At 65.0% G+C, this 21,831-nt stretch carries 20 protein-coding genes; 13 read left to right on the top strand and 7 right to left on the bottom strand.

The features are described from left to right. The first annotated feature begins 397 nt into the window (after window positions 1-397). A complete protein-coding gene (argC, locus tag P6U25_RS03080) occupies window positions 398-1,375 on the top strand; it encodes an N-acetyl-gamma-glutamyl-phosphate reductase (protein ID WP_407149983.1) in 978 nt (325 codons plus the stop codon). Window positions 1,376-1,456: 81 nt separating this feature from the next. On the opposite strand, the gene hrpB is transcribed toward argC, so the two are convergent. Both hrpB and P6U25_RS03070 read right to left on the bottom strand, forming a co-directional pair. Then, window positions 1,457-3,991, bottom strand: a complete 2,535-nt coding sequence (gene hrpB, locus P6U25_RS03075) for an ATP-dependent helicase HrpB (RefSeq protein ID WP_407149982.1) — start codon at window positions 3,989-3,991, stop codon at window positions 1,457-1,459. A gap of 120 nt (window positions 3,992-4,111) precedes the next feature. Next, window positions 4,112-5,431: a UDP-glucose dehydrogenase family protein gene (locus P6U25_RS03070; protein ID WP_407149980.1), complete on the bottom strand. Its 1,320-nt coding sequence runs from the start codon at window positions 5,429-5,431 to the stop codon at window positions 4,112-4,114. 177 nt (window positions 5,432-5,608) lie between these two features. On the opposite strand from P6U25_RS03070, the gene P6U25_RS03065 reads away from it, so the two are divergent. The 9 genes from P6U25_RS03065 to P6U25_RS03025 all read left to right on the top strand — a co-directional run bounded on the left by P6U25_RS03065 (window position 5,609) and on the right by P6U25_RS03025 (window position 13,881). Continuing rightward, the gene (locus P6U25_RS03065; protein WP_407149979.1) at window positions 5,609-6,676 is read left to right on the top strand and encodes an acyltransferase family protein; all 1,068 of its coding nucleotides are present in this window, start codon (window positions 5,609-5,611) and stop codon (window positions 6,674-6,676) included. Between the two features lie 244 nt (window positions 6,677-6,920). Next, window positions 6,921-7,532, top strand: coding sequence for a sigma-70 family RNA polymerase sigma factor (locus tag P6U25_RS03060; RefSeq protein WP_407149978.1), 612 nt, complete (start codon window positions 6,921-6,923; stop codon window positions 7,530-7,532). A 444-nt stretch (window positions 7,533-7,976) separates the two neighbouring features. Then, on the top strand, window positions 7,977-8,675 hold the full coding sequence (locus tag P6U25_RS03055; protein ID WP_407149977.1) for a cytochrome c biogenesis CcdA family protein: 699 nt from the start codon (window positions 7,977-7,979) through the stop codon (window positions 8,673-8,675). Between the two features lie 19 nt (window positions 8,676-8,694). After that, window positions 8,695-9,273, top strand: a complete 579-nt coding sequence (locus tag P6U25_RS03050; RefSeq protein ID WP_407149976.1) for a redoxin domain-containing protein — start codon at window positions 8,695-8,697, stop codon at window positions 9,271-9,273. A gap of 216 nt (window positions 9,274-9,489) precedes the next feature. Continuing rightward, entirely contained in the window at window positions 9,490-10,896 is a 1,407-nt protein-coding gene (locus P6U25_RS03045) for a cytochrome ubiquinol oxidase subunit I (RefSeq protein ID WP_407149975.1), read from the top strand. Further along, complete coding sequence (cydB, locus tag P6U25_RS03040; protein WP_407149974.1) at window positions 10,893-11,903, top strand: cytochrome d ubiquinol oxidase subunit II; 1,011 nt, start codon at window positions 10,893-10,895, stop codon at window positions 11,901-11,903. Before P6U25_RS03045 ends, cydB begins: the two co-directional genes overlap by 4 nt. Further along, on the top strand, window positions 11,903-12,031 hold the full coding sequence (locus tag P6U25_RS03035) for a DUF2474 domain-containing protein (protein WP_407149973.1): 129 nt from the start codon (window positions 11,903-11,905) through the stop codon (window positions 12,029-12,031). The genes cydB and P6U25_RS03035 overlap by 1 nt, the downstream gene beginning before the upstream one ends. Before the next feature lie 162 nt (window positions 12,032-12,193). Continuing rightward, window positions 12,194-12,787, top strand: coding sequence for a L,D-transpeptidase (locus P6U25_RS03030; protein ID WP_407149972.1), 594 nt, complete (start codon window positions 12,194-12,196; stop codon window positions 12,785-12,787). 56 nt (window positions 12,788-12,843) lie between these two features. Continuing rightward, on the top strand, window positions 12,844-13,881 hold the full coding sequence (locus P6U25_RS03025; protein ID WP_407149971.1) for an amino acid ABC transporter substrate-binding protein: 1,038 nt from the start codon (window positions 12,844-12,846) through the stop codon (window positions 13,879-13,881). A 420-nt stretch (window positions 13,882-14,301) separates the two neighbouring features. On the opposite strand, the gene P6U25_RS03020 is transcribed toward P6U25_RS03025, so the two are convergent. Further along, window positions 14,302-15,441, bottom strand: coding sequence for an acyl-CoA dehydrogenase family protein (locus tag P6U25_RS03020; protein WP_407149970.1), 1,140 nt, complete (start codon window positions 15,439-15,441; stop codon window positions 14,302-14,304). A 154-nt stretch (window positions 15,442-15,595) separates the two neighbouring features. Further along, window positions 15,596-16,780 carry an acyl-CoA dehydrogenase family protein gene (locus tag P6U25_RS03015; RefSeq protein WP_407149969.1) on the bottom strand — a complete coding sequence of 395 codons (1,185 nt, stop codon included), beginning with the start codon at window positions 16,778-16,780 and terminating at the stop codon, window positions 15,596-15,598. Between the two features lie 166 nt (window positions 16,781-16,946). Between P6U25_RS03015 and P6U25_RS03010 the strand changes: the two genes are divergently transcribed. Next, the gene (locus P6U25_RS03010; protein WP_407149968.1) at window positions 16,947-17,492 is read left to right on the top strand and encodes a carboxymuconolactone decarboxylase family protein; all 546 of its coding nucleotides are present in this window, start codon (window positions 16,947-16,949) and stop codon (window positions 17,490-17,492) included. 136 nt (window positions 17,493-17,628) lie between these two features. Beyond that, window positions 17,629-18,123, top strand: a complete 495-nt coding sequence (locus P6U25_RS03005) for a VOC family protein (RefSeq protein ID WP_407149967.1) — start codon at window positions 17,629-17,631, stop codon at window positions 18,121-18,123. Between the two features lie 181 nt (window positions 18,124-18,304). Here the strand turns inward: P6U25_RS03005 and P6U25_RS03000 are convergent, their stop codons facing one another. Together P6U25_RS03000 and P6U25_RS02995 are read right to left on the bottom strand one after the other, a co-directional pair. Then, window positions 18,305-18,808 carry a DUF2938 domain-containing protein gene (locus tag P6U25_RS03000; RefSeq protein ID WP_407149966.1) on the bottom strand — a complete coding sequence of 168 codons (504 nt, stop codon included), beginning with the start codon at window positions 18,806-18,808 and terminating at the stop codon, window positions 18,305-18,307. Next, window positions 18,801-19,580 carry a class I SAM-dependent methyltransferase gene (locus P6U25_RS02995; protein ID WP_407149965.1) on the bottom strand — a complete coding sequence of 260 codons (780 nt, stop codon included), beginning with the start codon at window positions 19,578-19,580 and terminating at the stop codon, window positions 18,801-18,803. The genes P6U25_RS03000 and P6U25_RS02995 overlap by 8 nt, the downstream gene beginning before the upstream one ends. Before the next feature lie 184 nt (window positions 19,581-19,764). On the opposite strand from P6U25_RS02995, the gene P6U25_RS02990 reads away from it, so the two are divergent. Next, the gene (locus P6U25_RS02990; RefSeq protein ID WP_407149964.1) at window positions 19,765-20,199 is read left to right on the top strand and encodes a helix-turn-helix domain-containing protein; all 435 of its coding nucleotides are present in this window, start codon (window positions 19,765-19,767) and stop codon (window positions 20,197-20,199) included. A gap of 355 nt (window positions 20,200-20,554) precedes the next feature. Here P6U25_RS02990 and P6U25_RS02985 read toward each other — a convergent pair whose 3' ends face one another. Next, window positions 20,555-21,769 (bottom strand): MFS transporter, encoded by a 1,215-nt coding sequence (locus P6U25_RS02985; protein ID WP_407149963.1) that lies wholly within the window; start codon window positions 21,767-21,769, stop codon window positions 20,555-20,557. Window positions 21,770-21,831 lie beyond the last annotated feature (62 nt).

The raw sequence follows: 21,831 nt of genomic DNA, 5'->3' as shown, positions 1-21,831 counted from the left end.
AGCCTGTGATCCCGACGCGCAAATCTAACCACCGTTTGCCGACGCCCGCCAGCGCCACAACCGGGAATGATCAGGAAAAGTGGCTCCCGCGGTTCTGTTCACGATCTAGCAGACCGCTTGTTCAGCTATGGGAGCTGCGCGGCTCACGCACCGCCGGGCATCCGCCGCGGCTGAGGGAGGGCAGTGGTTGATGAGGCGCTGGACGTTCTTTCACCAGAATTCGACCAGCTCTATGCGCGTGTCGGCCGCTCGGGCATTGCAACCGGTCGCTTGACATGCTCGACGACCTACGCAATTTGCATGGTGTTAATGGAACATCCGCTTACGGGCTGAGCCGCCGCGCCGGCAGCGCGAGTTCGTTAAACTAGTGCGCTCACTCCGGCAGTAGGACACCACCATGAGCATTCGCGTCGGCATTGTCGGGGTCAGCGGTTTTGGCGGTGGCGAGGCGATGCGCCTGGTCGCGAGCCATCCGTCTTTCGAGCTAGTCTACGCCGCGGGCGAGGGCAGCGCCGGAAGCCGGTTGGTGGACCGCTTCCCCGGTGTGCCGGCCAAGCTGGCCGAGCTGGTGATCGAGAAGTGGGACCCTGTGACCCTGCCGAAGCTCGACGTGCTGTTCGCGTCGCTGCCCACGGGCGCTTCGGCCGAGGCGCTGGCGCGCGTCCCCAAGGACGTGAAGATTGTCGACATCGGCGGTGACCACCGCTACGTCGAGGGTTGGACGTACGGCTTAGCCGACGTCTGGCCAGACCAGATCGAGGGTCAGATCCGTGTTGCCAACCCTGGGTGCTTCCCCGCGGCGACACTGAACGCGCTGGCGCCGCTGCTGATCAACAAGCTGATCGAGCCTGGCAACATCGTGATTGACGCGAAGACCGGCATCTCCGGCGCCGGCCGGGGCGGCGCCGACAGCAAGTTCGGCTACGCCGAGAGCAACGAGAACTTGCTGCCCTACGGTCTGCTCAAGCACGTCCACATGCCCGAGATGGCCAAGACGATCGAGCGGCTGAGTGGCGGCAGCGCGGCCGGGCTGGTGTTCACACCACACTTGGTGCCGATGACCCGCGGCGTACTCGCCACCATTTACTGCCGCGGCCGCGCCACCACGGGCCAGTGCTTGGACGCGGCCCGGCGCTTCTACGCCGGGCGGGCATTCGTCCGCGTCACCGACAAGCCGCCGCAGACCAAATGGGCTACCGGCTCGAACCTCTCGTTCGTCAGCTATGCAGCCGATCCAGAGCGCAACTTGGTGATCGCGATGGGCGTGGTCGACAATCTCGGCAAGGGAGCGGCCGGTCAGGCGATGCAGAACGCGAACCTAATCTGCGGCCTGCCAGAGACCGCGGGGCTGGACGGCGTACCTGTTTGGCCATGAGATTCCTTTTTGCGAGTCAATAACTCACCAAGTATGGGCTCATAACAGCGCCTTGCTTCACCCAGGCTTGTAACGCCTAGTTTAGGTGCCGCGCGGTTTCACCCGCCGGGTCGGCGTCGCGTTGGCGGGATCCTCCGGCCAGGGGTGGCGCGGATAGCGGCCGCGCAGATCGGAGCGCACGGCGGCGTAACTGCCGCGCCAAAAACCCGGCAGGTCGCGCGTCACCTGCACCGGCCGCTGCGCCGGCGATAGCAATTCCAGCACCAGCGGCACCGCGCCCTTCGCGATCGAGGGATGGGTGTTGAGCCCGAACAGCTCCTGCAACCGCACCGCGATGGTCGGCCCCTGCTCGGCCTCGTAGTCGATCGCAAGCTGCGTGCCGGTCGGCGCCTCGAAATGCGTCGGCGCCTCGCGATCGAGCCTGGCCCGCAGCTCCCACGGCAGCAGCGCCATCAGCGCATCCGACAGGTCGCCGGCGGAGAGATCCTTCAGCGCGGTCTTGTCGTACAGCGCAGGCACCAGCCAGTCGTCGGCGCGGGCAGCAAGCGCGGCATCGGACAGATCGGGCCAGCTTTCACCCTCGGCCTTGCGCAAGAACATGACGCGGTCGCGCCATTGCTTGGCCTGCTTCGACCAGGGCAGCCGGTCGAGCCCCGCGGCAATCAGCCCATCGGCGAAGATGCGCGCAGTCTCAGCCGATGGCGACAGCGAGATCGGCGCCTCCGACAGCGTGATCGCGTGCAGCGAACGCCGGCGGCGCGCGCGCAAGGCCATCGCGTTGCGATCGAAGGTCACCTCTTCCGCGTTTTCGATCTGGTCGGCAAAGCGCCGCTCGATCTCCTCTTGGGTGATCGGCGCCGCCAGCAGGATGCGACCGCTCGCGGCCGTGCCGGTCAGCTCGGCGACGGCAATGTAAGGTGCCCGTGCCAGCGCCGCGGTCTGCTCGACGGCGGCACCGCGGCCATTCGCCAGCACGAAGCTGCCATTGCCGCGATTCTTCGCGACGCGATCCGGGAAAGCGAAGGCCAGCATGACGCCTGTGGAGAGATCTCCTTCATCGTTCACTGCCGCCTTTGTGGGCCCCCCTCCCCGGCCCTCTCCCGCAAGGGAGGGAGAAGAGGGACGTGTTTCGGATCGTTCGACCTGCGCGGCCCAGCGCCCCGCCATGCTGCGCGCGCTCGTTGCACGCTGCGAACGGTCGCGGCGAAACTGATCCAGCCTGACATCGAGATCGACGCTGTCGCCGCCGAGCCCGCGCTCGGTCAGGACGGCCGCGATCATCGCCGCCTCTTCGGCTGCGCCGAACCGCGCTGAATCCACGATCATGCGCGCCAGCCGTGGCGGCAGCGCCAGCGCACGCAGGCTGTTGCCTTCCGCGGTGATGCGGCCGTCGCGATCGAGCGCGCCGAGCTCGGTCAGCAGCGACTTCGCCTCCTTCAGCGCCGGCGCCGGCGGCGGATCGAGGAAGGCAAGGCCGGCGGGATCGCTGACGCCCCATTGCGCGAGGTCGAGCACCAGCGACGACAGGTCGGCGGACAGGATTTCGGGCGCGGTATAGGCCGGGAGCGACGCGGTTTGCGGCTCGTCCCACAGCCGGTAGCACACGCCGGGCTCGATGCGGCCGGCACGGCCGCGTCGCTGGTCGACCGCCGCGCGCGAGGCGCGAACGGTTTCCAGCCGCGTCAGCGCAATATCAGGCTCGTAGCGCGGCACCCGCGCCATCCCGGAGTCGACCACGATGCGGACGCCCTCGATGGTCAGCGACGTCTCGGCGATCGAGGTCGCCAGCACCACCTTGCGGGTGCCCTTGGGCGCCGGCGCGATGGCGCGGTCCTGCACGCCGGCCTCGAGCGCGCCGAACAGCGGCACGATCTCGACCGAAGGATCCTGCACGCGCTCGGCGAGCAAGGCCTGGGTGCGGCGGATTTCGGCCGCACCCGGCAGGAAGGCGAGCACCGAACCGGCATCGGCGCGCAGCGCCGCGGCGATCGCGTCTGCCATCTGGCGCTCCAGCGGCACATCGACCTTGCGACCGAGATAGCGGGTCTCGACCGGAAAGGCGCGGCCCTCGCTTTCGACCACCGGTGCATCGCCGAGCAGCTTCGCGACGCGCGCGCCATCGAGGGTTGCCGACATCACAAGGATGCGCAGGTCTTCGCGCAGCCCGGTCTGCGCATCGCGCGCCAGCGCGAGCCCGAGATCGGCGTCCAGCGAGCGCTCATGGAATTCGTCGAACAGCACGGCGGCCACACCGTCGAGCTCGGGATCGTCGAGGATCTGCCGCGAGAAGATGCCTTCGGTCACGACCTCGATCCGCGTTGTGCGCGACACCTTCGAGCCGAAGCGGACGCGATAACCGACCGTTTCGCCTGCGCGTTCGCCGAGCGTCTTCGCCATCCGCTCGGCACTGGCGCGCGCGGCGATGCGGCGCGGCTCCAGCACGATGATCTTCTTGCCCTTCGCCCAGGACGCATCCAGCAGCGCGAGCGGCACGCGCGTGGTCTTGCCGGCGCCGGGCGGAGCGACCAGCACCGCGGCGTTGTGGCCGGCGAGCGTGCGATCGAGCTCATCGAGCGCGGCATCGATGGGAAGCGGCGTATCAAACTTGCGCGGCAAAACCAATCATCCGTCATCACCCGCGCAAGCGGGTGATCCAGTAACCACCGTCAGGCCCGGCCGCAAAGACCGGGCCTACTGGATACCCCGCCTAAGGCGGGGATGACAGTGGTATTGAGGTTAAGCCCGCGGCAACGGCGCGCGGCCGACACTGTCGTAGGCAAAGCCGTGGGCAGCCATATCCTCGGGGCGATAGATGTTACGCAGATCTATGACGACCGGCTGCCTCAGCTCCGCCTTGAGCCGATCGAGGTCGAGCGTGCGGTACTGCACCCATTCGGTGACGACGACCATGGCGTCGGCGCCCTTCGCGCACGCATAGGGATCGTCGCAATACTCGATATCAGGCAGCTCCTTGCGTGCCTGCTCCATGCCGACCGGATCATGCGCCCGCACCTTGGCGCCCATGTCGAGCAGGCCGGTGACGAGCGGGATCGACGGCGCCTCGCGCATGTCGTCGGTGTCGGGCTTGAAGGTGAGACCGAGCACCGCGACGGTCTTGCCGCGCAGGCTGCCGCCGGAGAGGCTCGCGACCTTGCGTGCCATGGCGCGCTTGCGGTTGTCGTTGACGCCGAGCACCGCCTCGACGATGCGCAACTGCACGTCGTGGTCCTGCGCGATCTTGATCAGCGCGCGGGTGTCCTTCGGGAAGCAGGAGCCGCCGAAGCCCGGCCCCGCATGCAGGAACTTCGAGCCGATGCGGTTGTCGAGACCGATGCCGCGCGCGACCTCCTGCACGTCGGCGCCGACCTTCTCGGAGAGATCGGCGATCTCGTTGATGAAGGTGATCTTGGTCGCGAGGAACGCGTTGGCGGCGTATTTGATCAGCTCGGCCGTGCGCCGTGCCGTGAACATCAGCGGCGCCTGATTGAGCGACAGCGGCCGGTAGATGTCGCCGAGCACCTTGCGGCCGCGTTCATCTGATGTGCCGACCACGATACGATCGGGGAACTTGAAGTCGCGGATCGCGGCGCCCTCGCGCAGGAATTCGGGATTGGAGGCGACGACGACGTCGGCCGCGGGGTTGGCCTCGTGGATCAGTCGCTCCACCTCATCACCGGTGCCGACCGGCACGGTCGACTTGGTGACGACTACGGTGAAACCCTTCAGCGCCGCAGCGATCTCGCGCGCCGCGCCATAGACATAGGTGAGGTCGGCGTGGCCATCGCCGCGCCGCGACGGCGTGCCGACCGCGATGAACACCGCATCGGCCTCCGCGACAGGCGTCGCCAGATCAGTGGTGAATTCGAGCCGCTTGGCCTTCACATTGGCCGCGACCAGCGCGTCGAGACCGGGTTCGAAGATCGGGATCTCGCCCCGATGGAGCGCCGCGATCTTGCTCGCATCCTTGTCCACGCACGTCACCTGGTGGCCGAAATCCGCAAAACAGGCGCCCGACACCAGCCCCACATACCCCGTGCCAATCATGGCAATGCGCATGAAACAACCCGCTTTCTATGGTTAACGACCCCTGGGATTCGTGCGCCTCTTAGAACATTTACCGGCCAAGGGAAACGTGGAAAAGCACCGGCCCCGCGGCATGTCATTTGTATGAATAAAGGAGAAAGCAACCGATCGGGCCGATGATGCACCCGATCACGCCGAAACAGGACAAAGATGACCATAAACGGCACAGCCGCTGCGACAGACCGTTCCACGAGGGGCGCCGGCGGGCGCGTCGACTGGGTCGACTATGCCAAGGGCATCTGCATCGTCATGGTCGTGATGATGCACTCGGTGCTGGGTGTGGAGAAAGCCGCCGATCAGACCGGCTTCATGCATTATGTCGTGATGTTCGCGAAGCCGTTCCGGATGCCCGACTTCTTCCTGATTTCCGGGCTGTTCCTGTCGGTCGTGATCGATCGCGATTGGCGCACCTATCTCGACCGCAAGGTGATGCACTTCACCTATTTCTACGTGCTGTGGGTGACGATCCAGTTCGGCTTCAAGGCACCGTCACTCGCTGCCGAAACGGGCTGGGGCCAGGTCGGGCTACTGTATCTCGAATCCTTCATCGAGCCGTTCGGCACGCTGTGGTTCATCTATCTGCTGCCGATCTTCTTCGTCGTCACCAAACTGACACGCAACATTCATCCGCTTGTCATCTGGCTGATCGCCGCGGCGCTCGAGATGACGCATCTGACGACAGGCTGGACGGCGATCGACGAGTTCTGCGCGCGCTTCATCTATTTCTTCACCGGCTACATCCTCGCCGATTACGTGTTCGCGTTGTCGGACCGCGCCCGGGCGCGGCCTTTGCTTGCGCTTCTCGGGCTGGGGCTCTGGGCGCTCGTCAATGGCGGGCTGGTCGCGCTCGACGTGAGCGAATGGCCGCTTCTCTCACTGGCGCTCGGGCTCTCCGGCGCCTGCGCGATCATCGTGATCGGTACGCTCCTGGCGCGTGCACGCTGGCTCGACTTTCTACGCTTCTGTGGCGAGCACTCGATCGTCATTTATCTCGCCTTCTTCCTGCCGATGGCCGCGACGCGGACGCTTCTGCTGCGGATCGACGTGATTCACGACATCGGCCTGATCTCGCTGATCGTGACCGCAGTCGGCGTGGCCGGCTCGCTCCTGATCTGGCGTCTGGCGCTGGCGGCCCGGGCCAATTTCCTGTTCGAGCGGCCCGATGCGTTCTGGATTGCGCCCAAAAAGGCCGCGCCCGCGCTGCAAGCGGCCGAATAAGTCCCGGTAGTGCCGAAAGTCACGACCGGATTCGTTCCAACCGGGCGGTATCCGGCCGATCGAATTTTCCGCATATTGAAATGATTGGCCTTTTGGTCCCGAATGTTTCGTCGCAGAGCGCCCGACGAAACAATTCTCCCGCTCACGAAACCATTTTCCCCTTTTCGCGCAGACATCCGGAAACGGGCAGTCACTAACAATTCTCCCAACGAACCGCCGCCAAACGGCGAATTGGGAGCCTGTCATGCCGAACGTCATCGCCATCAACGCCGCAGCCAAGAAGCATATTGCCGCTGCCCGCACGACCTCGGATGAAATGCTGCTCGCCAGCATCGCCAACGGTGACCGCACCGCGATGCACGTCCTCTATTCCCGTCACAACGTTCGGGTTTACCGCTTCGTGCTGCGCATGGTGCGGGACAGCACGATCGCCGAAGACCTGGTCAGCCAGGTGTTCCTGGATGTCTGGCGGACCGCCTCGCAGTTCGAGGGCCGTTCGCAGGTTTCGACCTGGCTGCTGTCGATCGCCCGTTTCAAGGCGCTGACCGCACTGCGCCAGCGCAAGCACGAAGACATCGATCAGGAAGACGTGCTTGAAATCGCCGATGGCGCCGACACGCCGGAAACCTCGCTCGATCGCACCACCACCAGCGAGATCCTGCGGGCCTGCGTCGCCAAGCTGTCGCCGGCTCACCGCGAGATCATCAACCTCGTCTACTATCACGAGAAGTCGGTCGAAGAGGCCGGGCTGATCATCGGGATCCCGCAGAGCACGGTGAAGACCCGGATGTTCTATGCCCGCAAGCAGCTCGCCGATCTCCTCAGGGGTGCCGGCGTTGACAGCGTCGCTGCGTAAATAAAGCAAGTTCAATACATTAGATGAATATCACGCGGGCCGGACCGACGGCCCGGGAAACCGAAAAAGTTCAGCGACGAAACAATTGAAACACACCACGACATCGGCCCGAAAAATTCGATCGCTACGCTCTTAAACAACGACGCGACGCCACAATCTAGTGAATCAGGTTCGAGACTTTCCAAGTTAGCCTCCCAAGTGACTTCCAACGACCCGGCCGGGATGCCCCCCTGCCGGGTCGCTCTATGTCTGGCGGGTCGATCTCTCAGGACAGGATCCGACGAAGCTCCCGGCGCCGCTTCGTGAAGCCGAGCGCGGCTGGCCTCACATGGACGTGACGGCGCGCGCGAGCGAAGCGCGTAACGCCGTGAGTCATTGCCGCGAACAGCATCATGCGTCCCTGGCACTGTTCGGTAGGCCGGGACTGCTGACGGATGGACCACAATGCTCAGTCTCGCTCTCGCGCTGCTCGCCGGTGTCGCGACCGTCGCCGCGCCTTGCACCCTGCCGATGCTGCCAATCCTGCTCGGGGTATCGATAGGCCAGACCCGCAAGGCGCGGCCGGCGATGATCGCGCTCGGCTTCGTGATGTCATTCTCTATCGTGGCGTTGCTGCTGAGCGCGATCACGCGCGCCTTCGATTTCGATCCGAACGTGCTGCGGACGGGAGCTGCGATCCTGCTTGCCGGCTTCGGTCTGCTCATGATCTGGCCGGCGCCGTTCGAATGGCTGTCGATCCGGCTGGCCGGCCTTACCGGCGGCAACCTCGCCGGCACTGTCCCGTCACAGGGGCTGTTGGGCGGCTTTCTGCTCGGCGGCACGCTTGGCCTGGTGTGGACGCCCTGCGCCGGGCCTGTGCTCGGCTCGATCCTCACCATCATCGCGACCGCAAAGGACACCGCATGGGCGAGCCTGCAGCTCGTTATCTATGCGATCGGCGCGGCGATCCCAATGCTTGCGATCGCCTATGGCGGGCAGGCCGTTACCAGCCGCGTGCGCAGCATCGCGCGGATTTCGCCGCGCCTGCAGCAGGGCTTCGGCGTCGTGATCGTCGCATTCGCTGCACTCTCATACCTGCAATACGACACGCTGATCGTGGCGTGGCTGACCCGCTTTTATCCCAACGGCCAGATTGGCCTGTAAGTCTCGAAAGGAGATCTCGATGTCCCTGCGCTTGATTGCCGTGTCCGCGCTGGTGGCCGGCCTTGGCCTTGGCGGCGCCGTCATTCCCGGCCTGTGCACGGAGGCCGATGCGCCGGCGCGGCCCATTGCGATGACTGCAGCCATGGCGGCCGAGCAGAGCCGGACCGCGCCCGAGTTCGTCGGCATCAGCAACTGGTTCAATTCACAGCCGCTCAAGCTCGCCGATCTGCGCGGCAAGGTCGTGCTGGTGGATTTCTGGACCTATGGCTGCGTCAACTGCGTCAACACCCTGCCGCACGTCACCGAACTTTATTCAAAGTATCGGGATCGCGGCCTCGTCGTGATCGGGGTCCACACGCCGGAATTCCCGTTCGAGCGCTCCGCGTCGAACGTGCAAGCGGCGTTGAAGCGGCACGGCATCCTCTATCCAGTGGCGCAGGACAACAATTCGCAGACCTGGAACGCCTATCGCAATCAGTATTGGCCGGCGCAGTACATCATCGACCAGAACGGCAAGATCGTTTTCCAGCATGACGGCGAAGGGCAGTATGAGCAGATCGACCGCATCATCGCGCGGCTGCTCAACGCGGGCGCCTAGGAGGGCTGAATCAGCGCAAACCGCAATGGTTTCAAGCCCGAACAATGAGATGAGGCGTCGATGCGATCGTATCCATCGCATCGCCGCCTCGGACAATCCGCCCCGTATTGTCGGTCATCCCCGCCGTGCTAGGGTTCTTCCAGGGTGGGCGCGCTCCCGAAGCCTGGAAGACGGTCTTCGGACCAGATTGCGCTCCGAATGGACGGACGGTGCATCATGTTCGAAGGCTGGGATGTGGTTGTACTCGCGCGCGCACAGTTTGCTTTCACGATGTCGTTCCACATCGTGTTCCCCGCTTTCTCGATCGGGCTTGCGAGCTACCTCGCGGTGCTGGAAGCGCTGTGGCTTGCCACCGGGCGCGATGTCTACATCAACCTGTTCAATTACTGGCTGAAGATCTTCGCGGTCGCTTTCGGCATGGGCGTGGTGTCGGGCATCGTGATGTCCTACCAGTTCGGCACCAACTGGTCGGCGTTCGCGGACAAGACCGGCCCGGTGATCGGCCCGATGATGGCCTATGAAGTGCTGACCGCGTTCTTCCTCGAGGCGGGCTTCCTCGGCGTGATGCTGTTCGGGCTCGAACGCGTCGGCCATAGGCTGCATTTTATCGCGACGCTGATGGTCGCGATCGGCACGCTGATCTCTGCGTTCTGGATCCTGTCGGCCAACTCCTGGATGCAGACGCCGGCCGGTTATACCGTCAATGCCGACGGGCAGTTCGTCGCCGCCGACTGGCTGAAGGTGATCTTCAATCCGTCATTCCCCTACCGGCTCGTGCACATGGTGCTGGCGGCGTATCTCACCACCTCGCTCGTGGTCGGTGCGGTCGGCGCCTTTCATCTGCTGCGCGACCAGCATCTCGCCGGCCCGCGCGTGATGTTCTCGATGGCGATGTGGATGGCGACGCTGGTGGCGCCGATCCAGATCTTCGCCGGTGACCAGCACGGCCTCAACACGCTGGAGCATCAGCCCGCCAAGGTGATGGCGATGGAAGGCCACTTCCAGAGCCACAAGGACGGCGCGCCGCTGGTGCTGTTCGGCTGGCCCGACATGGCCGATGCCAGGGTGAAATACGCGATCGAGGTGCCGAAGCTGTCGTCGCTGATCCTGAAGCACTCGCTCGACGCTCCGCTGGCCGGCCTCGACACCGTGCCGCGCGAGAACTGGCCACCGGTGCCGATCACCTTCTGGGCATTCCGCGTCATGGTCGGGCTCGGCTTCCTGATCCTGGGCCTCGGCCTGTTCAGCCTCGTGATGCGCTGGCGCGGAAAGATGTACGAGACGCGGCTGCTGCACCTGTTCGCGATCGCGATGGGACCGGCCGGCTTCATTGCCGTGCTCGCCGGCTGGATCACCACCGAGACCGGCCGGCAGCCGTTCACCGTCTACGGACTGTTGCGAACGGCCGATGCGGTCTCCCCGCTCGCAGCGCCCGCGGTCGGCTCCTCGCTGATCGCCTTCATCATCGTCTATTTCGCCGTGTTCGTCGCCGGCGTGGTCTACATCCTGCGGCTGATGGCGCAGCCGCCGCATCATGGCGAGCAAGGCCCGTCGCATGACCTGCCGGCGCGCGCCGCCGGCATCACGCCGGCCGCAGGCGCTGCCGTGGAGGGCGCACGATGAGCTTCGCCGCCGACCTCGCCACGATCTGGGCCTTCATCATTGCCTTTGCCGTGTTCGTCTATGTCGTGATGGACGGCTTCGACCTCGGCCTCGGCATCCTGTTTCCGCTGTTTCCGCAGAAGACGGACCGCGACATCATCATGAACAGCGTGGCGCCGGTGTGGGACGGCAACGAGACCTGGCTGGTGCTCGGCGGCGGCGGCATGATGGCGGCGTTTCCGCTGGCCTATGCGGTGCTGATGCCGGCGCTCTACACGCCTGTCATCGCGATGTTGCTTGGCCTTGTGTTCCGCGGCGTCGCGTTCGAATTCCGCTGGCGGACGCAGAAGGCGCGCAACAAGTGGGATATCGCCTTCGCCGGCGGCTCGCTGCTGGCGGCGCTGGCGCAGGGGATTGCGCTCGGCGCCATTCTACAAGGGGTGCATGTCGAGGGACGGCAATATGCCGGCGGCTGGTGGGACTGGCTGACGCCGTTCAGCATCCTGACCGGCGTGGCGCTCGTGGTCGGCTACGCGCTGCTTGGCGCTACCTGGCTTGTGATGAAGACCGAAGGCGATTTGCGCGACCGCGCCTACCACCTGAGCTGGGGGCTTCTGATCGCGATGCTTTGCGCGATCGGCGCCGTCAGCATCGCGACGCCGTTCCTGCACGTGCAGTACACCCATCGCTGGTTCGCCTGGCCGAACATCATCCTGACCGCGCCGGTACCGATCGCGGTCGCCGCCGTTGCCATGTTGCTGCTGCGCGCGCTGACCAACAAGTACGACTACCAGCCGTTCTTCCTGTCGCTGGCGCTGTTCGCGCTGTCCTATGCCGGGCTCGGCATCAGCATGTATCCGTATATCGTGCCGCAGAGCATCACGATCTGGCAGGCGGCCGCGCCGGAGAACAGCCAGATCTTCATGCTGGTCGGCGTCGCGGTGCTGATCCCGCTGATCCTCGGCTACACCGGCTGGGCCTACTGGGTGTTCCGCGGCAAGGTGCGGCCCGGGCACGGGTATCACTGATGCCGCCGGATCCCGCCCCGCGCCCGCTCGGCCGGCGCCTCCTGTGGTTCGCTGCGCTCTGGCTCGGCGGTGTTGGCACGGTCGCTCTGGTCTCCTTCGCCCTGCGACTCTGGATCGCGCCGAGATGAGATTGGTCGAGCGGTGACGCGACGATCAAAAAACGGGAAGCATTACAGCGGGATACCACCTGTGCGTGCCCCAAGCTTGCCATCAAGCTGTCACTGAGATTTGATGTTCGCGCGATTTGAGTGGAGCAGGCGGTTGGCCTGCGCCGAGAAGGAGAGCTTTGCATGATGAAACTTCGTCACCTGATCTGGATGGTGACCGCCGTGGTCGGTCTGGTGCTGTCGACGTCGCAAGGCTTTGCGCAGAGCCGGCCCGACGTCGACGAGCCTGGCCTGGTCCCCGACGAAAATTACCAGCTCGATCCGGAATGGCAGAAGCAGGTCGTCTACTACCGCACCAATGAGGCGCCGGGCACCATCATCATCTCCACGGCCGAGCGCCATCTTTACCTCGTGCAAGGCAATGGCCGCGCATTGCGCTACGGCATCGGCGTCGGCCGCGAAGGCTTCCAGTGGCAAGGCCTTCTGAGCATCACCCGCAAGGCGGAATGGCCCGACTGGACGCCCCCGCCGGAGATGATCGCACGTCAGCCCTATCTGCCGCGTTTCATGGCAGGCGGCCCCGGCAACCCGCTCGGCGCGCGCGCGATGTATCTGGGCACCACGGTCTATCGCATCCACGGTACCAATCAGCCTGACACGATCGGCACCGCGATCTCCTCGGGCTGCTTCCGGCTCGTCAACGCCGACGTCATGGATTTGTACGGCCGCGTCCCGGTCGGCACCAAGGTGATCGTCCGGCAGAAGCCCCAACTCTAGCCTCCAGCCCGCCTTCATCAGCTCACCCGTTATCCCTCCATTGGCGAGAGACATCCATGCGTACATTTCGAGGCGGCCTGACGATCGGGCTCGCGGTTGCTGTGCTGGTCGCAGCCGCCGCCATCACCTATGAGCGCTACGACACGCGCACGCTGAAGCGTACGCAGCGCCGCGGCGAGGTGCTGTGCGGCGTCAACAAGGGCCTGCCGGGCTTCTCGATTCCCGACGACAAGGGCAACTGGACCGGCTTCGATGTCGACTTCTGCCGTGCGGTGGCGTCGGCCATCTTCGACGACCCGTCGAAGGCGAAGTTCGTTCCGCTCGACGCCAGCGAACGCTTCAAGGAGTTGCAGGACCGCAAGGTCGACATCCTCTCGCGCAATTCGACCTGGAGCATGTCGCGCGAGACCAATTACGACCTCTATTTCCCCGCCGTCGCCTACTATGACGGCCAGGGCTTCATGATCCCGCGCGCACGCAACATCGATTCCGCGCTTAACCTGGACGGCAGCAAGGTCTGCGTGCAGTCCAACACCACGACGCAGCTCAATCTTGCCGACTACTTCCGTGCCAACAACATGAAGTACACGGAGATGAAGTTCGACAAGCTGGACGACGTCGTGAAGGCCTATGACTCCGGCCAGTGCGACACCCTGACGTCGGACGCCTCGCAACTCTACGCGCTCCGGCTTAACCTTTCCAAGCCGAACGATCAGGTCATCCTGGCCGACATCATCTCGAAGGAGCCGCTGGCGCCGGTGGTGCGGTTGCGCGACGACGACTGGATGATGATCGTGAAGTGGACGCTGTACGCCATGATCAACGCCGAGGAGCTCGGCGTCACCTCCAAGAACATCGACGAGGCGTTGAAGTCGAAGAAGCCCGAGGTGATGCGGCTGGTCGGGACCGAGGGCAGCTATGGCGAGGATCTCGGCCTGACCAAGGACTGGGCCGTACGCATCATCCGCCACGTCGGCAACTACGGCGAGGTCTACGACCGCAACGTCGGCAGCGGCTCCAAGCTGAAGATTCCGCGTGGCATGAACCAGCTCTGGAACGCCGGCGGCGTCCAGTACGCGCCGCCGATTCGGTGACGGCAGTTTAGCGGACGAGCTCTCCCACAGCCTCAACTGTCATCACCCGCGAAAGCGGGTGATCCAGTACGCCGCGGCCTATCCGTTCAAACACGACTGCCTCTGGAATACTGGGTCGCCCGGTCAAGCCGGGCGACGACAGCGTGATGCGTGGCCACGCTTTGCGCCGGATCCAAGCTGAAGATCCCGCGTGGCATGAACCAGCTCTGGAACGCCGGCGGCGTCCAGTACGCGCCGCCGATCCGGTGACGGCAGTTTAGCGGACGAGCTCTCCCACAGCCTCAATTGTCATCACCCGCGAAGGCGGGTGATCCAGTACGCCGCGGCCTATCCGTTCAAAGACCATCGCCTCTGGAATACTGGGTCGCCCGGTCAAGCCGGGCGATGACAGTGTAGTGTGCGGCGAGACACTACCTGCCCTCAATACCCCTTCGCCCGTGCGAGTTGGTCGGTGTGGAAGTTGCTGTCGCCGAACAGCTCCTGGCAGACCCGGGCGCGCTTCATGAAGAAGCCGATGTCGAACTGGTCGGTCATGCCCATGCCGCCATGCATCTGCACGCCCTCCTGTACGGCCTGCGTCGCCGTGGTGCCGGCGCGCGCCTTGGCAACCGCGACCGCGGTGCCGGCCTTGTCGATGTCGGCATCGAGCGCCTGCAGCGCCTTCAGGACAGCGGCGCGGGTGATCTCGATCTCGATATAAAGTTGAGCAGCCCGGTGCTGCAGCGCCTGGAATTCACCGATCGCCTTGCCGAACTGCTTGCGCTCCTTGAGATAGGCCACGGTGCGGCCGAACACCTCTTCGCTCAGGCCGACCATTTCGGACGCGACCGCGCCGCGGCCGACATTGAGCACGCCCTCGAGCAGCCCAAACCCTTGGTCGACCTCGCCGAGCACGCTGTCGGCATTGACCTCGACATTGTCGAACACGAGGCGCGCCGCATTGTGCGAGTCGACCATCGCGGTCCGTTCGACCGCGAGGCCCTTCGCCTTCGGATCGACCAGGAACAGCGTCAGCCCGTTCTTGTCACCGGCGCTGCCCGCCGTGCGCGCCGCGACGATCAGCAGATCAGCGGTGTGGCCGTCGACCACGAACGCCTTGTCGCCCGAGAGCTTGAAGCCGTTGCCGGACCGCGCCGCCTGCAGCTTGGTGTGCAGCGGGCGATGCTTGGCGCCCTCATCGACGGCAAGCGCAGCGAGCAATGAGCCGGCGGAAATCTTCGGCAGGTGCTGCGCCTTCTGCGCCTCGCTGCCGCCGCGCGACAGCGCCGATGCCGCCACCACTGACGTCGCCAGGAACGGCGAGGGCATCAAGCTGCGGCCGATCTCCTCCATCACGATGCCGGCCTCGACGCAGCCGAGCCCGCTGCCGCCGAATTTTTCCGGCACCAAGAGGCCGGAGAAGCCCATCTCGGCAAAGGTCTTCCAGAGCTCGCGCGAGAAGCCGGTAGCATCCTTGGAGTCGCGCAAGCTGCGCAGATGCGACACCGGCGCCTTGTCGCTGATGAGACCGCGCGCGCTGTCGCGCAGCATGGATTGTTCTTCGGTGAGGACGAGGGCCATTGGTGGATTCCGCTCTGGATATCTTCGATTGATTTTCACTGTTGCCCCTCATGGTGAGGAGGCGCTCTGGCGCCGTCTCGAACCATGAGGCCGATATCGGGGCCTCATCCTTCGAGACGCGCGTTCCGCGCTCCTCAGGATGAGGAATTTGCAATCACGCGCCCGGCAAATCGAGGATGCGCTTGGCGACGATGCCAAGCATCACCTCGCTGGTGCCGCCCTCGATCGAGTTGGCCTTGGTGCGCAGCCAGGCGCGCGGCCGGGCGCCGCCCCTGGAGCGCTCGCTCTCCCATTCCAGCGCGTCGATGCCGCCCGCCGACATCAGGATCTCGTAGCGGCGCTTGTTGAGCTCGGTGCCATAATATTTCATCGCCGACGAGAACGCCGGATGCGACTGCCCGGCCTTGGCGAGATCGACCGCGCGTTCGGCGGCCGCGGCGAGCGCAGCCTCGTCGACCTCGAAGGTCGCGATCTGGCTGCGCAACTGCGCATCGTCGAGCTTGCCTTGCGCGTCCGCACCGACGGAGTCCGCCGCGATCTGGCCGAGCGGCCGGCCGACGCCGCGCTCGCCCATGCCCGAGATCATCGCGCGCTCGTGCTGCAGCAGATACTTGGCGACGTCCCAGCCGCGATTGACCTGCCCCACGACGTGCGACTTCGGCACCCGCACATTGTCGAAGAAGGTTTCGCAGAACGGCGAATAGCCCGAGATCAAGAGGATCGGCTTGGTCGAAACCCCCTTCGACGTCATGTCGAACAGGATGAAGCTGATGCCGTCATGCTTCTTCGCCGCCGGATCGGTGCGGACCAGGCAGAAGATCCAGTCGGCATGGTTGGCGTAGGAGGTCCAGATCTTCTGGCCGTTGATGATGTAGTCGTCGCCGTCGCTCTCGGCGCGGGTCTGCAGCGAGGCGAGATCGGAACCGGCGTTCGGTTCGGAATAGCCCTGGCACCAGCGGATCAGGCCCGCGGTGATGTCAGGCAGATGCTCCTTCTTCTGTTCCTCGGTGCCGTATTTCAGCAGCGCCGGCCCGAGCATGGAGATGCCGAATGAGGTGAGCGGCTGTCGCGCGCCGATTGCCGCCATCTCCTGGCGGACGATCTTGGCTTCCTCGCCGTCGAGGCCGCCGCCGCCATACTCCTTCGGCCAGTGCGGCACGGTCCAGCCCTTGTCGCGCATGCGCTCGAACCAGACGCGCTGCGCTTCGGAGGAGAACTTGGCGTTACGGCCGCCCCAGAACGTATCGCCATCCGACGTCATCGGCTTGCGCATCTCCGGCGGACAATTCTGCTCCAGCCAGGCGCGGGTCTCACTGCGGAATTTCTCGAGGTCAGCCATTGTGCGTTTCCGGTCAAAATCGACGAATTGAAATCGACCTTAGCCAGCGCCCCATGGAATTCAATATGTCTTGCGAGCGCGCCATGCTCTGCTGTCGCTGGTCACTCCGCCCGATCGGGTGTATGCGCGAGATGGGGTAACGATTGAAAAACAAGAGGAAACGGACATGCGGCTCAAGCTCCTTTCGCCTGGCGAAATGAACGCCGCCCAAAAGGAAACCTATGACGAGTCGATCGCCGGCAAGCGCGGGGCCCCGCCGGCGCCGATGATGGCGTGGCTCAACAGCCCGGAGATGGCGCGGCATGCCACGCGCCTGGGCGAGGTGCTGCGTTTCGACACGGTGTTTCCGGCAAAGCTGTCGGAGATCGCGATCCTGGTCACCGCCCGGCACTGGACCGCGCATTACGAGTGGTATGCGCACAAGCGCCTGGCGCTGAAGGGCGGCCTCGATCCGAAGATCATCGAAGACATCCGGGTGCGGCGCGTCCCGACCTTCGATGATCCCAAGGCCAAGATGATCTACGAGCTCGCCAAGTCGCTGCACGAGGGCCACGGCGTGGCCAAGCCGCTGTACGACGAGGCGGTCGAACTGCTGACCCTGCGCGGCGTGGTCGAGATCATCGGGTTGTGCGGCTACTACACCATGGTGTCGATGACGCTGAACACGTTCGAGTTCGAGGTGCCCGGCGGCGAACTGTCGGAGCTGGCGTAAGTCTTCCGCCCGCAACTGAGACGCTTCCGGAAACCTTGGGTTTCCGGATCGACCGCTCTTCGATCCGCAGATTCTGATTATATCAAACTGACAGGCTTCCCGCGGCCGGGAAGCCGCACGCCAGCGGAGCCAGAACGTGTCGCAGACCCCTCCCATCATCGCGGGCACCCGGATCGGGCATGTCCACCTCAAAGTCGCCGATCTCGATCGCGCGCTCGGCTTCTATTGCGGCGTGCTCGGCTTCGAGCTGCAGCAGCGCATGGGCTCCGGCGCCGCCTTCATCTCGGCCGGCGGCTATCACCACCACATCGGCCTCAACACCTGGGAGAGCAAGGGCGGCCATCCGCCGCCACCCGGAACCACCGGCCTGTTCCACACCGCCATCCTCTATCCGACCCGCGCGGCGCTCGCCGACGCGCTACATCGCGTGCTCACCGCCGGCATTGCACTCGACGGCGCCAGCGATCACGGCGTCAGCCAGGCACTGTACCTGCGCGATCCCGACGAGAACGGCGTCGAGCTCTACTGGGACCGGCCCGAGGCCGAATGGCCGCGCACGGCCGACGGCAAGCTCGCGATGTTCACCAGGCGGCTCGACCTCGAGGATCTCCTGAAGCAGCGCGCGATCTAGCTTCGTGGCCGGCTTCCCCTTCCCCCTGAAAGGGGGAAGGTCGGGATGGGGGTCAGCCGCGAACGATGCTGTTTGAGGAGAGAGCAGATCCCCACCCGCTTTGCCCTGGCGAGCAAAGCGACCTCCCCTTTTCAAGGGGAGGTGAAAGGGGGTTCGGATTACGCTTTCGCTCCATCCGGGGCTACGGCGGCAACAACGGACGCGCCAGCCAGGCCGCGATGTAGAGTCCGGCGCCGAACACCGCGTGCGTCACGAGGCTGTGCAGCCGCGCGGCGGTCGGATCAGGCGTCCGGCTCGCGGCGATGCCGGCGCCCATGGCCGGCTGCATCACCAGGAACGGCGCGGCCACACTGGCAATTCCGACGATCAGCGCCGGGGCAAGCGTCGGAACACGCACCCAATCGAGACCGACGATCGCGAGCAGCAGGCCCGCAAAGCCGATCCCGATCAGATAATGCGCGATCCATCCAATTGATCGCTCGCCGGCGATCGCGGCTGAGGCGGCGATCCGGTGGTGACAGACGCGCCCGTGCGCGAGATGACCGAACCAGCGGCCGACCAGCGCATAGTCCAGAGATCGGATACCGAGCAGCCGCGCGCGAATCACCGCCCAGATATCCATTACCGCGGTGGCGCCGGTTCCGATCAACACCGCGCTGGTCAAATACTCCACCGCGTCAGCCATACGCCACGTCCATCGGCGCCCGCGCGGCGACCATCCAGCAGGCCGCGGTGAAACGAACCTGGGTTCCATCGATGTAGCGATCGAAGGCGCCGCGCACGGTGTCGATCACCTGCGCGCGGACCGGATCGGCCATTCCCTGCAGCATCAGACCGACCGGGCCGAGCCAACTGACATAACGTCCAAGCTCCGATGCCGGGAAACCGCAGACGATGTCGAGGGGCCGGATCGCGAGCTCCTGCCAGCCGCTCGCCATCAGAATGGCTTCGATCCGATACCGGTCCGCGAAAGCGAACTGGCCCGGCGCATCCAACCGACGCGCAGGAAGGTTCGGCAGCAACGGCTTCGCCGCCCGCTCGACCGTCGTCATGAACGGATTGTCTGCCATCCCTCGCCAGGCGATGAAGCGAAGTGCGGCGCCAGGCCGCCCCGCGCTGCGCAGATTCGCGAAGGCCCTCACCGGATCCGCAAAAAACATCACGCCGAGGCGCGAGATGATCATGTCGAAGCTTGCGGGCGCAAAGGCATGGGTTTGCGCGTCGGCGCAGATGAAGTTCGCAGGTCGTCCCTCCTGCGCCGCGCGGGCGCGCGCCGCTGCGACCATCGGTTCCGAAATGTCGATGCCGGTGCAGCGCCCCTCCGAACCGAGCGCCTGCGCGACGGCGAACGTCGTCGCGCCGGTGCCGCAGCCTACGTCGAGCACATCCCCGGCCGAGGCATCGGCCACCGCGGCGACGAGCAGATCCTCGAACGGCTTGAACATCCGCTCCAGCACGTCGCGGGTCTCGACCCAGCCGCGTCCGGAGGGACCGTTCCACAATCTCGCCTGCTCATCGTCCGCCTGCGGCGCGTCACTCATGATTTTCTTCCTCTGCTTGCACTATTGCCTGTCGTGATGCTTGCCTGGAGCAAGCGGATGGCTGCACTCTGCCAGTTCAAGTTAACTTGAGGTCAAGGCCGTGAGGGACATCGATATCGCAGAACTCGCGCAAATGTCGGGGGTGCGCGCCTCGACCCTGCGCTTCTATGAGGAGAAGGGGCTGATCGCCTCGCATGGACGGCGGGGACTTCGCCGCCTGTTCGACCCGGCCGTGCTGGATCGGCTGGCGCTGATCGCGCTCGGCCGCGCCGCCGGCTTCTCGCTCGACGACATCAGGACAATGTTTGCGCCGGATGGCCGGCCACGGATCGATCGCCGCAAGCTGGCAGCCAAGGCGGAGGAGCTCGACCGGACCATTCGCAAGCTGAACGCCATGCGCGACGGCCTGCGCCACGCCGCCGCCTGCCCCGCGCCGAGCCACATGGAATGCCCGACCTTCCGGCGCCTGCTGCGTGTCGCGGCGGCCGGCAAGATCGGCGAGAAGAAGGTCCGGAAATCACGACAGCGATCGTAGCCCCCTCAAAGGCAGGTCTATCGCATATGCCGCCTTGGGCGGCTTCGTACATACTCGGCCTCGTGGTTCGAGACGCGCCGCAAGCGGCGCTCCTCACCATGAGGATCTACTATTGTGCCGCAAAACAAGACCTCATCCTGAGGAGCCGCGGAGCGGCGTCTCGAAGGATGGCCGCAGGGCGCTTTTCTCCCAAATGCGATTGCCCTACCCCAAAAAAGGGGGAAGGTCGGGATGGGGGTCAGCCGCGAGCGACGCTGCATGCGGAGGGAGCAGATCCCCACCCGCGTTGCTCTGGCGAGCAAAGCGACCTCCCCTTTTCAAGGGGAGGTGGAAATTCGCTTCGCTCCATCCGGAGCTAAGTCCTCTTCATCATGATCACAACAGCCGCGATCAGCTCGACAGCGATGCAGCCATAGAACGGCAATGTGTAGCTGCCGGAAAGGTCGTGCAGCAATCCGATCACGCCCGGGCCGAAGGAATAAGTCACCTGGTTGATGGCCGTGAGCAGGCTGACCAGCACACCGAACGCGCGCGGATCGAACTCGCGCTGAATGATCAGCGACGGCAGCGTGATCAGGTTGCCGACGGAGAAACCGAACAGCCCGCAGGCCGCGATCTGTGCGACATCGTTGTGCAGATTGATGATGACGAGCAGTGCGACGGCCTGGCTGGCGAAGGACAGCGCCGATGCCAGCCGCTGGTTCAGCCGGTCGATCACGAAGGAGAATGAGACGCGGCCGACCACCGCCATCGCGGTCAACAGCGCGATCGCGATCGTGGCGCGCTCGCGCCCGATCGTCTGATCCAGGAACGCGATCAGGTGGACGATGAAGCCGACCTGGGCAAACAACACCAGCGCGAATGCGACCGAGATCGACAGGAAGTTGATATCGCGCAGCGCCCGGGCACGGAGTTGCGTGGCCGACGGCGCGTCTGCGGCGGCCAAGGTGGCCGCGTGGAGGTGCGCCGGGGGCTGGCCGACGAAGATCAAGGTCACCGGCACCATCACGACGATGAGCAGCGCGCTGGCTGCGATCATTGCGCCGGAAAAGCCGAACGCGCCGATTCCCGCCACCAGCAGCGGTACGCCGACGATGCCGCCGAAGCTCGCGCCGTTGAGCGCGAGGCTGATCGCCATGCCGCGTTTCTTGTCGAACCACAGGCCGAGCGTATTGGTGATGATGGCGAGGCTGGTGCCGGCCCAACCGAAGGCGAGCAAGGCGTCCGCGAGATAGAGCTGCCAGGGCTCGCGCACCTCGCCAATCGCAACTGACGCGGCGGCCATCGCAAGCGTGCCCGCGATCAGGCATTTGCGTGGACCGAACGCCTTGATCGCCTCGCTGACGAAGGCAACGAGCGCCGCGCCGAACAAATAGAAGAACGTGGTGCCCGAGGAGATCAGTGACGCCGGCCAGCCGTGCAGCCGTTGTAGCTCGGCGACATAGACGCTCTGACCGTAGAAGCCGAGACCCCAGCCGAAGGTCGCAAGCAGAAAGCAGACGACGACGATGCGCCAGCCCTCGTAGCGCAGCGAAGTTTCATCGGGCGGGGCGTATGAGGATGCGTCCATCTTGTTGCTCTTGCTTCTCACATCGTCATGACAGGGAATCGCCGGTTGTGACGATGTAAATA

It is taken from the genome of Bradyrhizobium sp. ORS 86, assembly GCF_045571475.1.
Lineage (GTDB): Bacteria > Pseudomonadota > Alphaproteobacteria > Rhizobiales > Xanthobacteraceae > Bradyrhizobium.
The sequence above is the reverse complement of the archived record's forward strand: the minus strand, read 5'-3'. Positions and strand labels throughout refer to the sequence as shown.

Excerpts from the sequence above, each read along its gene's own strand:
- argC (WP_407149983.1), top strand. The coding sequence starts at position 398 with ATGAGCATTCGCGTCGGCATTGTCGGGGTCAGCGGTTTTGGCGGTGGC.
- P6U25_RS03070 (WP_407149980.1), bottom strand. The coding sequence starts at position 5,431 with ATGCGCATTGCCATGATTGGCACGGGGTATGTGGGGCTGGTGTCGGGC.
- P6U25_RS03065 (WP_407149979.1), top strand. The coding sequence starts at position 5,609 with ATGACCATAAACGGCACAGCCGCTGCGACAGACCGTTCCACGAGGGGC.
- P6U25_RS03060 (WP_407149978.1), top strand. The coding sequence starts at position 6,921 with ATGCCGAACGTCATCGCCATCAACGCCGCAGCCAAGAAGCATATTGCC.
- P6U25_RS03055 (WP_407149977.1), top strand. The coding sequence starts at position 7,977 with ATGCTCAGTCTCGCTCTCGCGCTGCTCGCCGGTGTCGCGACCGTCGCC.
- P6U25_RS03050 (WP_407149976.1), top strand. The coding sequence starts at position 8,695 with ATGTCCCTGCGCTTGATTGCCGTGTCCGCGCTGGTGGCCGGCCTTGGC.
- P6U25_RS03045 (WP_407149975.1), top strand. The coding sequence starts at position 9,490 with ATGTTCGAAGGCTGGGATGTGGTTGTACTCGCGCGCGCACAGTTTGCT.
- cydB (WP_407149974.1), top strand. The coding sequence starts at position 10,893 with ATGAGCTTCGCCGCCGACCTCGCCACGATCTGGGCCTTCATCATTGCC.
- P6U25_RS03035 (WP_407149973.1), top strand. The coding sequence starts at position 11,903 with ATGCCGCCGGATCCCGCCCCGCGCCCGCTCGGCCGGCGCCTCCTGTGG.
- P6U25_RS03030 (WP_407149972.1), top strand. The coding sequence starts at position 12,194 with ATGATGAAACTTCGTCACCTGATCTGGATGGTGACCGCCGTGGTCGGT.
- P6U25_RS03025 (WP_407149971.1), top strand. The coding sequence starts at position 12,844 with ATGCGTACATTTCGAGGCGGCCTGACGATCGGGCTCGCGGTTGCTGTG.
- P6U25_RS03020 (WP_407149970.1), bottom strand. The coding sequence starts at position 15,441 with ATGGCCCTCGTCCTCACCGAAGAACAATCCATGCTGCGCGACAGCGCG.
- P6U25_RS03015 (WP_407149969.1), bottom strand. The coding sequence starts at position 16,780 with ATGGCTGACCTCGAGAAATTCCGCAGTGAGACCCGCGCCTGGCTGGAG.
- P6U25_RS03010 (WP_407149968.1), top strand. The coding sequence starts at position 16,947 with ATGCGGCTCAAGCTCCTTTCGCCTGGCGAAATGAACGCCGCCCAAAAG.
- P6U25_RS03000 (WP_407149966.1), bottom strand. The coding sequence starts at position 18,808 with ATGGCTGACGCGGTGGAGTATTTGACCAGCGCGGTGTTGATCGGAACC.
- P6U25_RS02985 (WP_407149963.1), bottom strand. The coding sequence starts at position 21,769 with ATGGACGCATCCTCATACGCCCCGCCCGATGAAACTTCGCTGCGCTAC.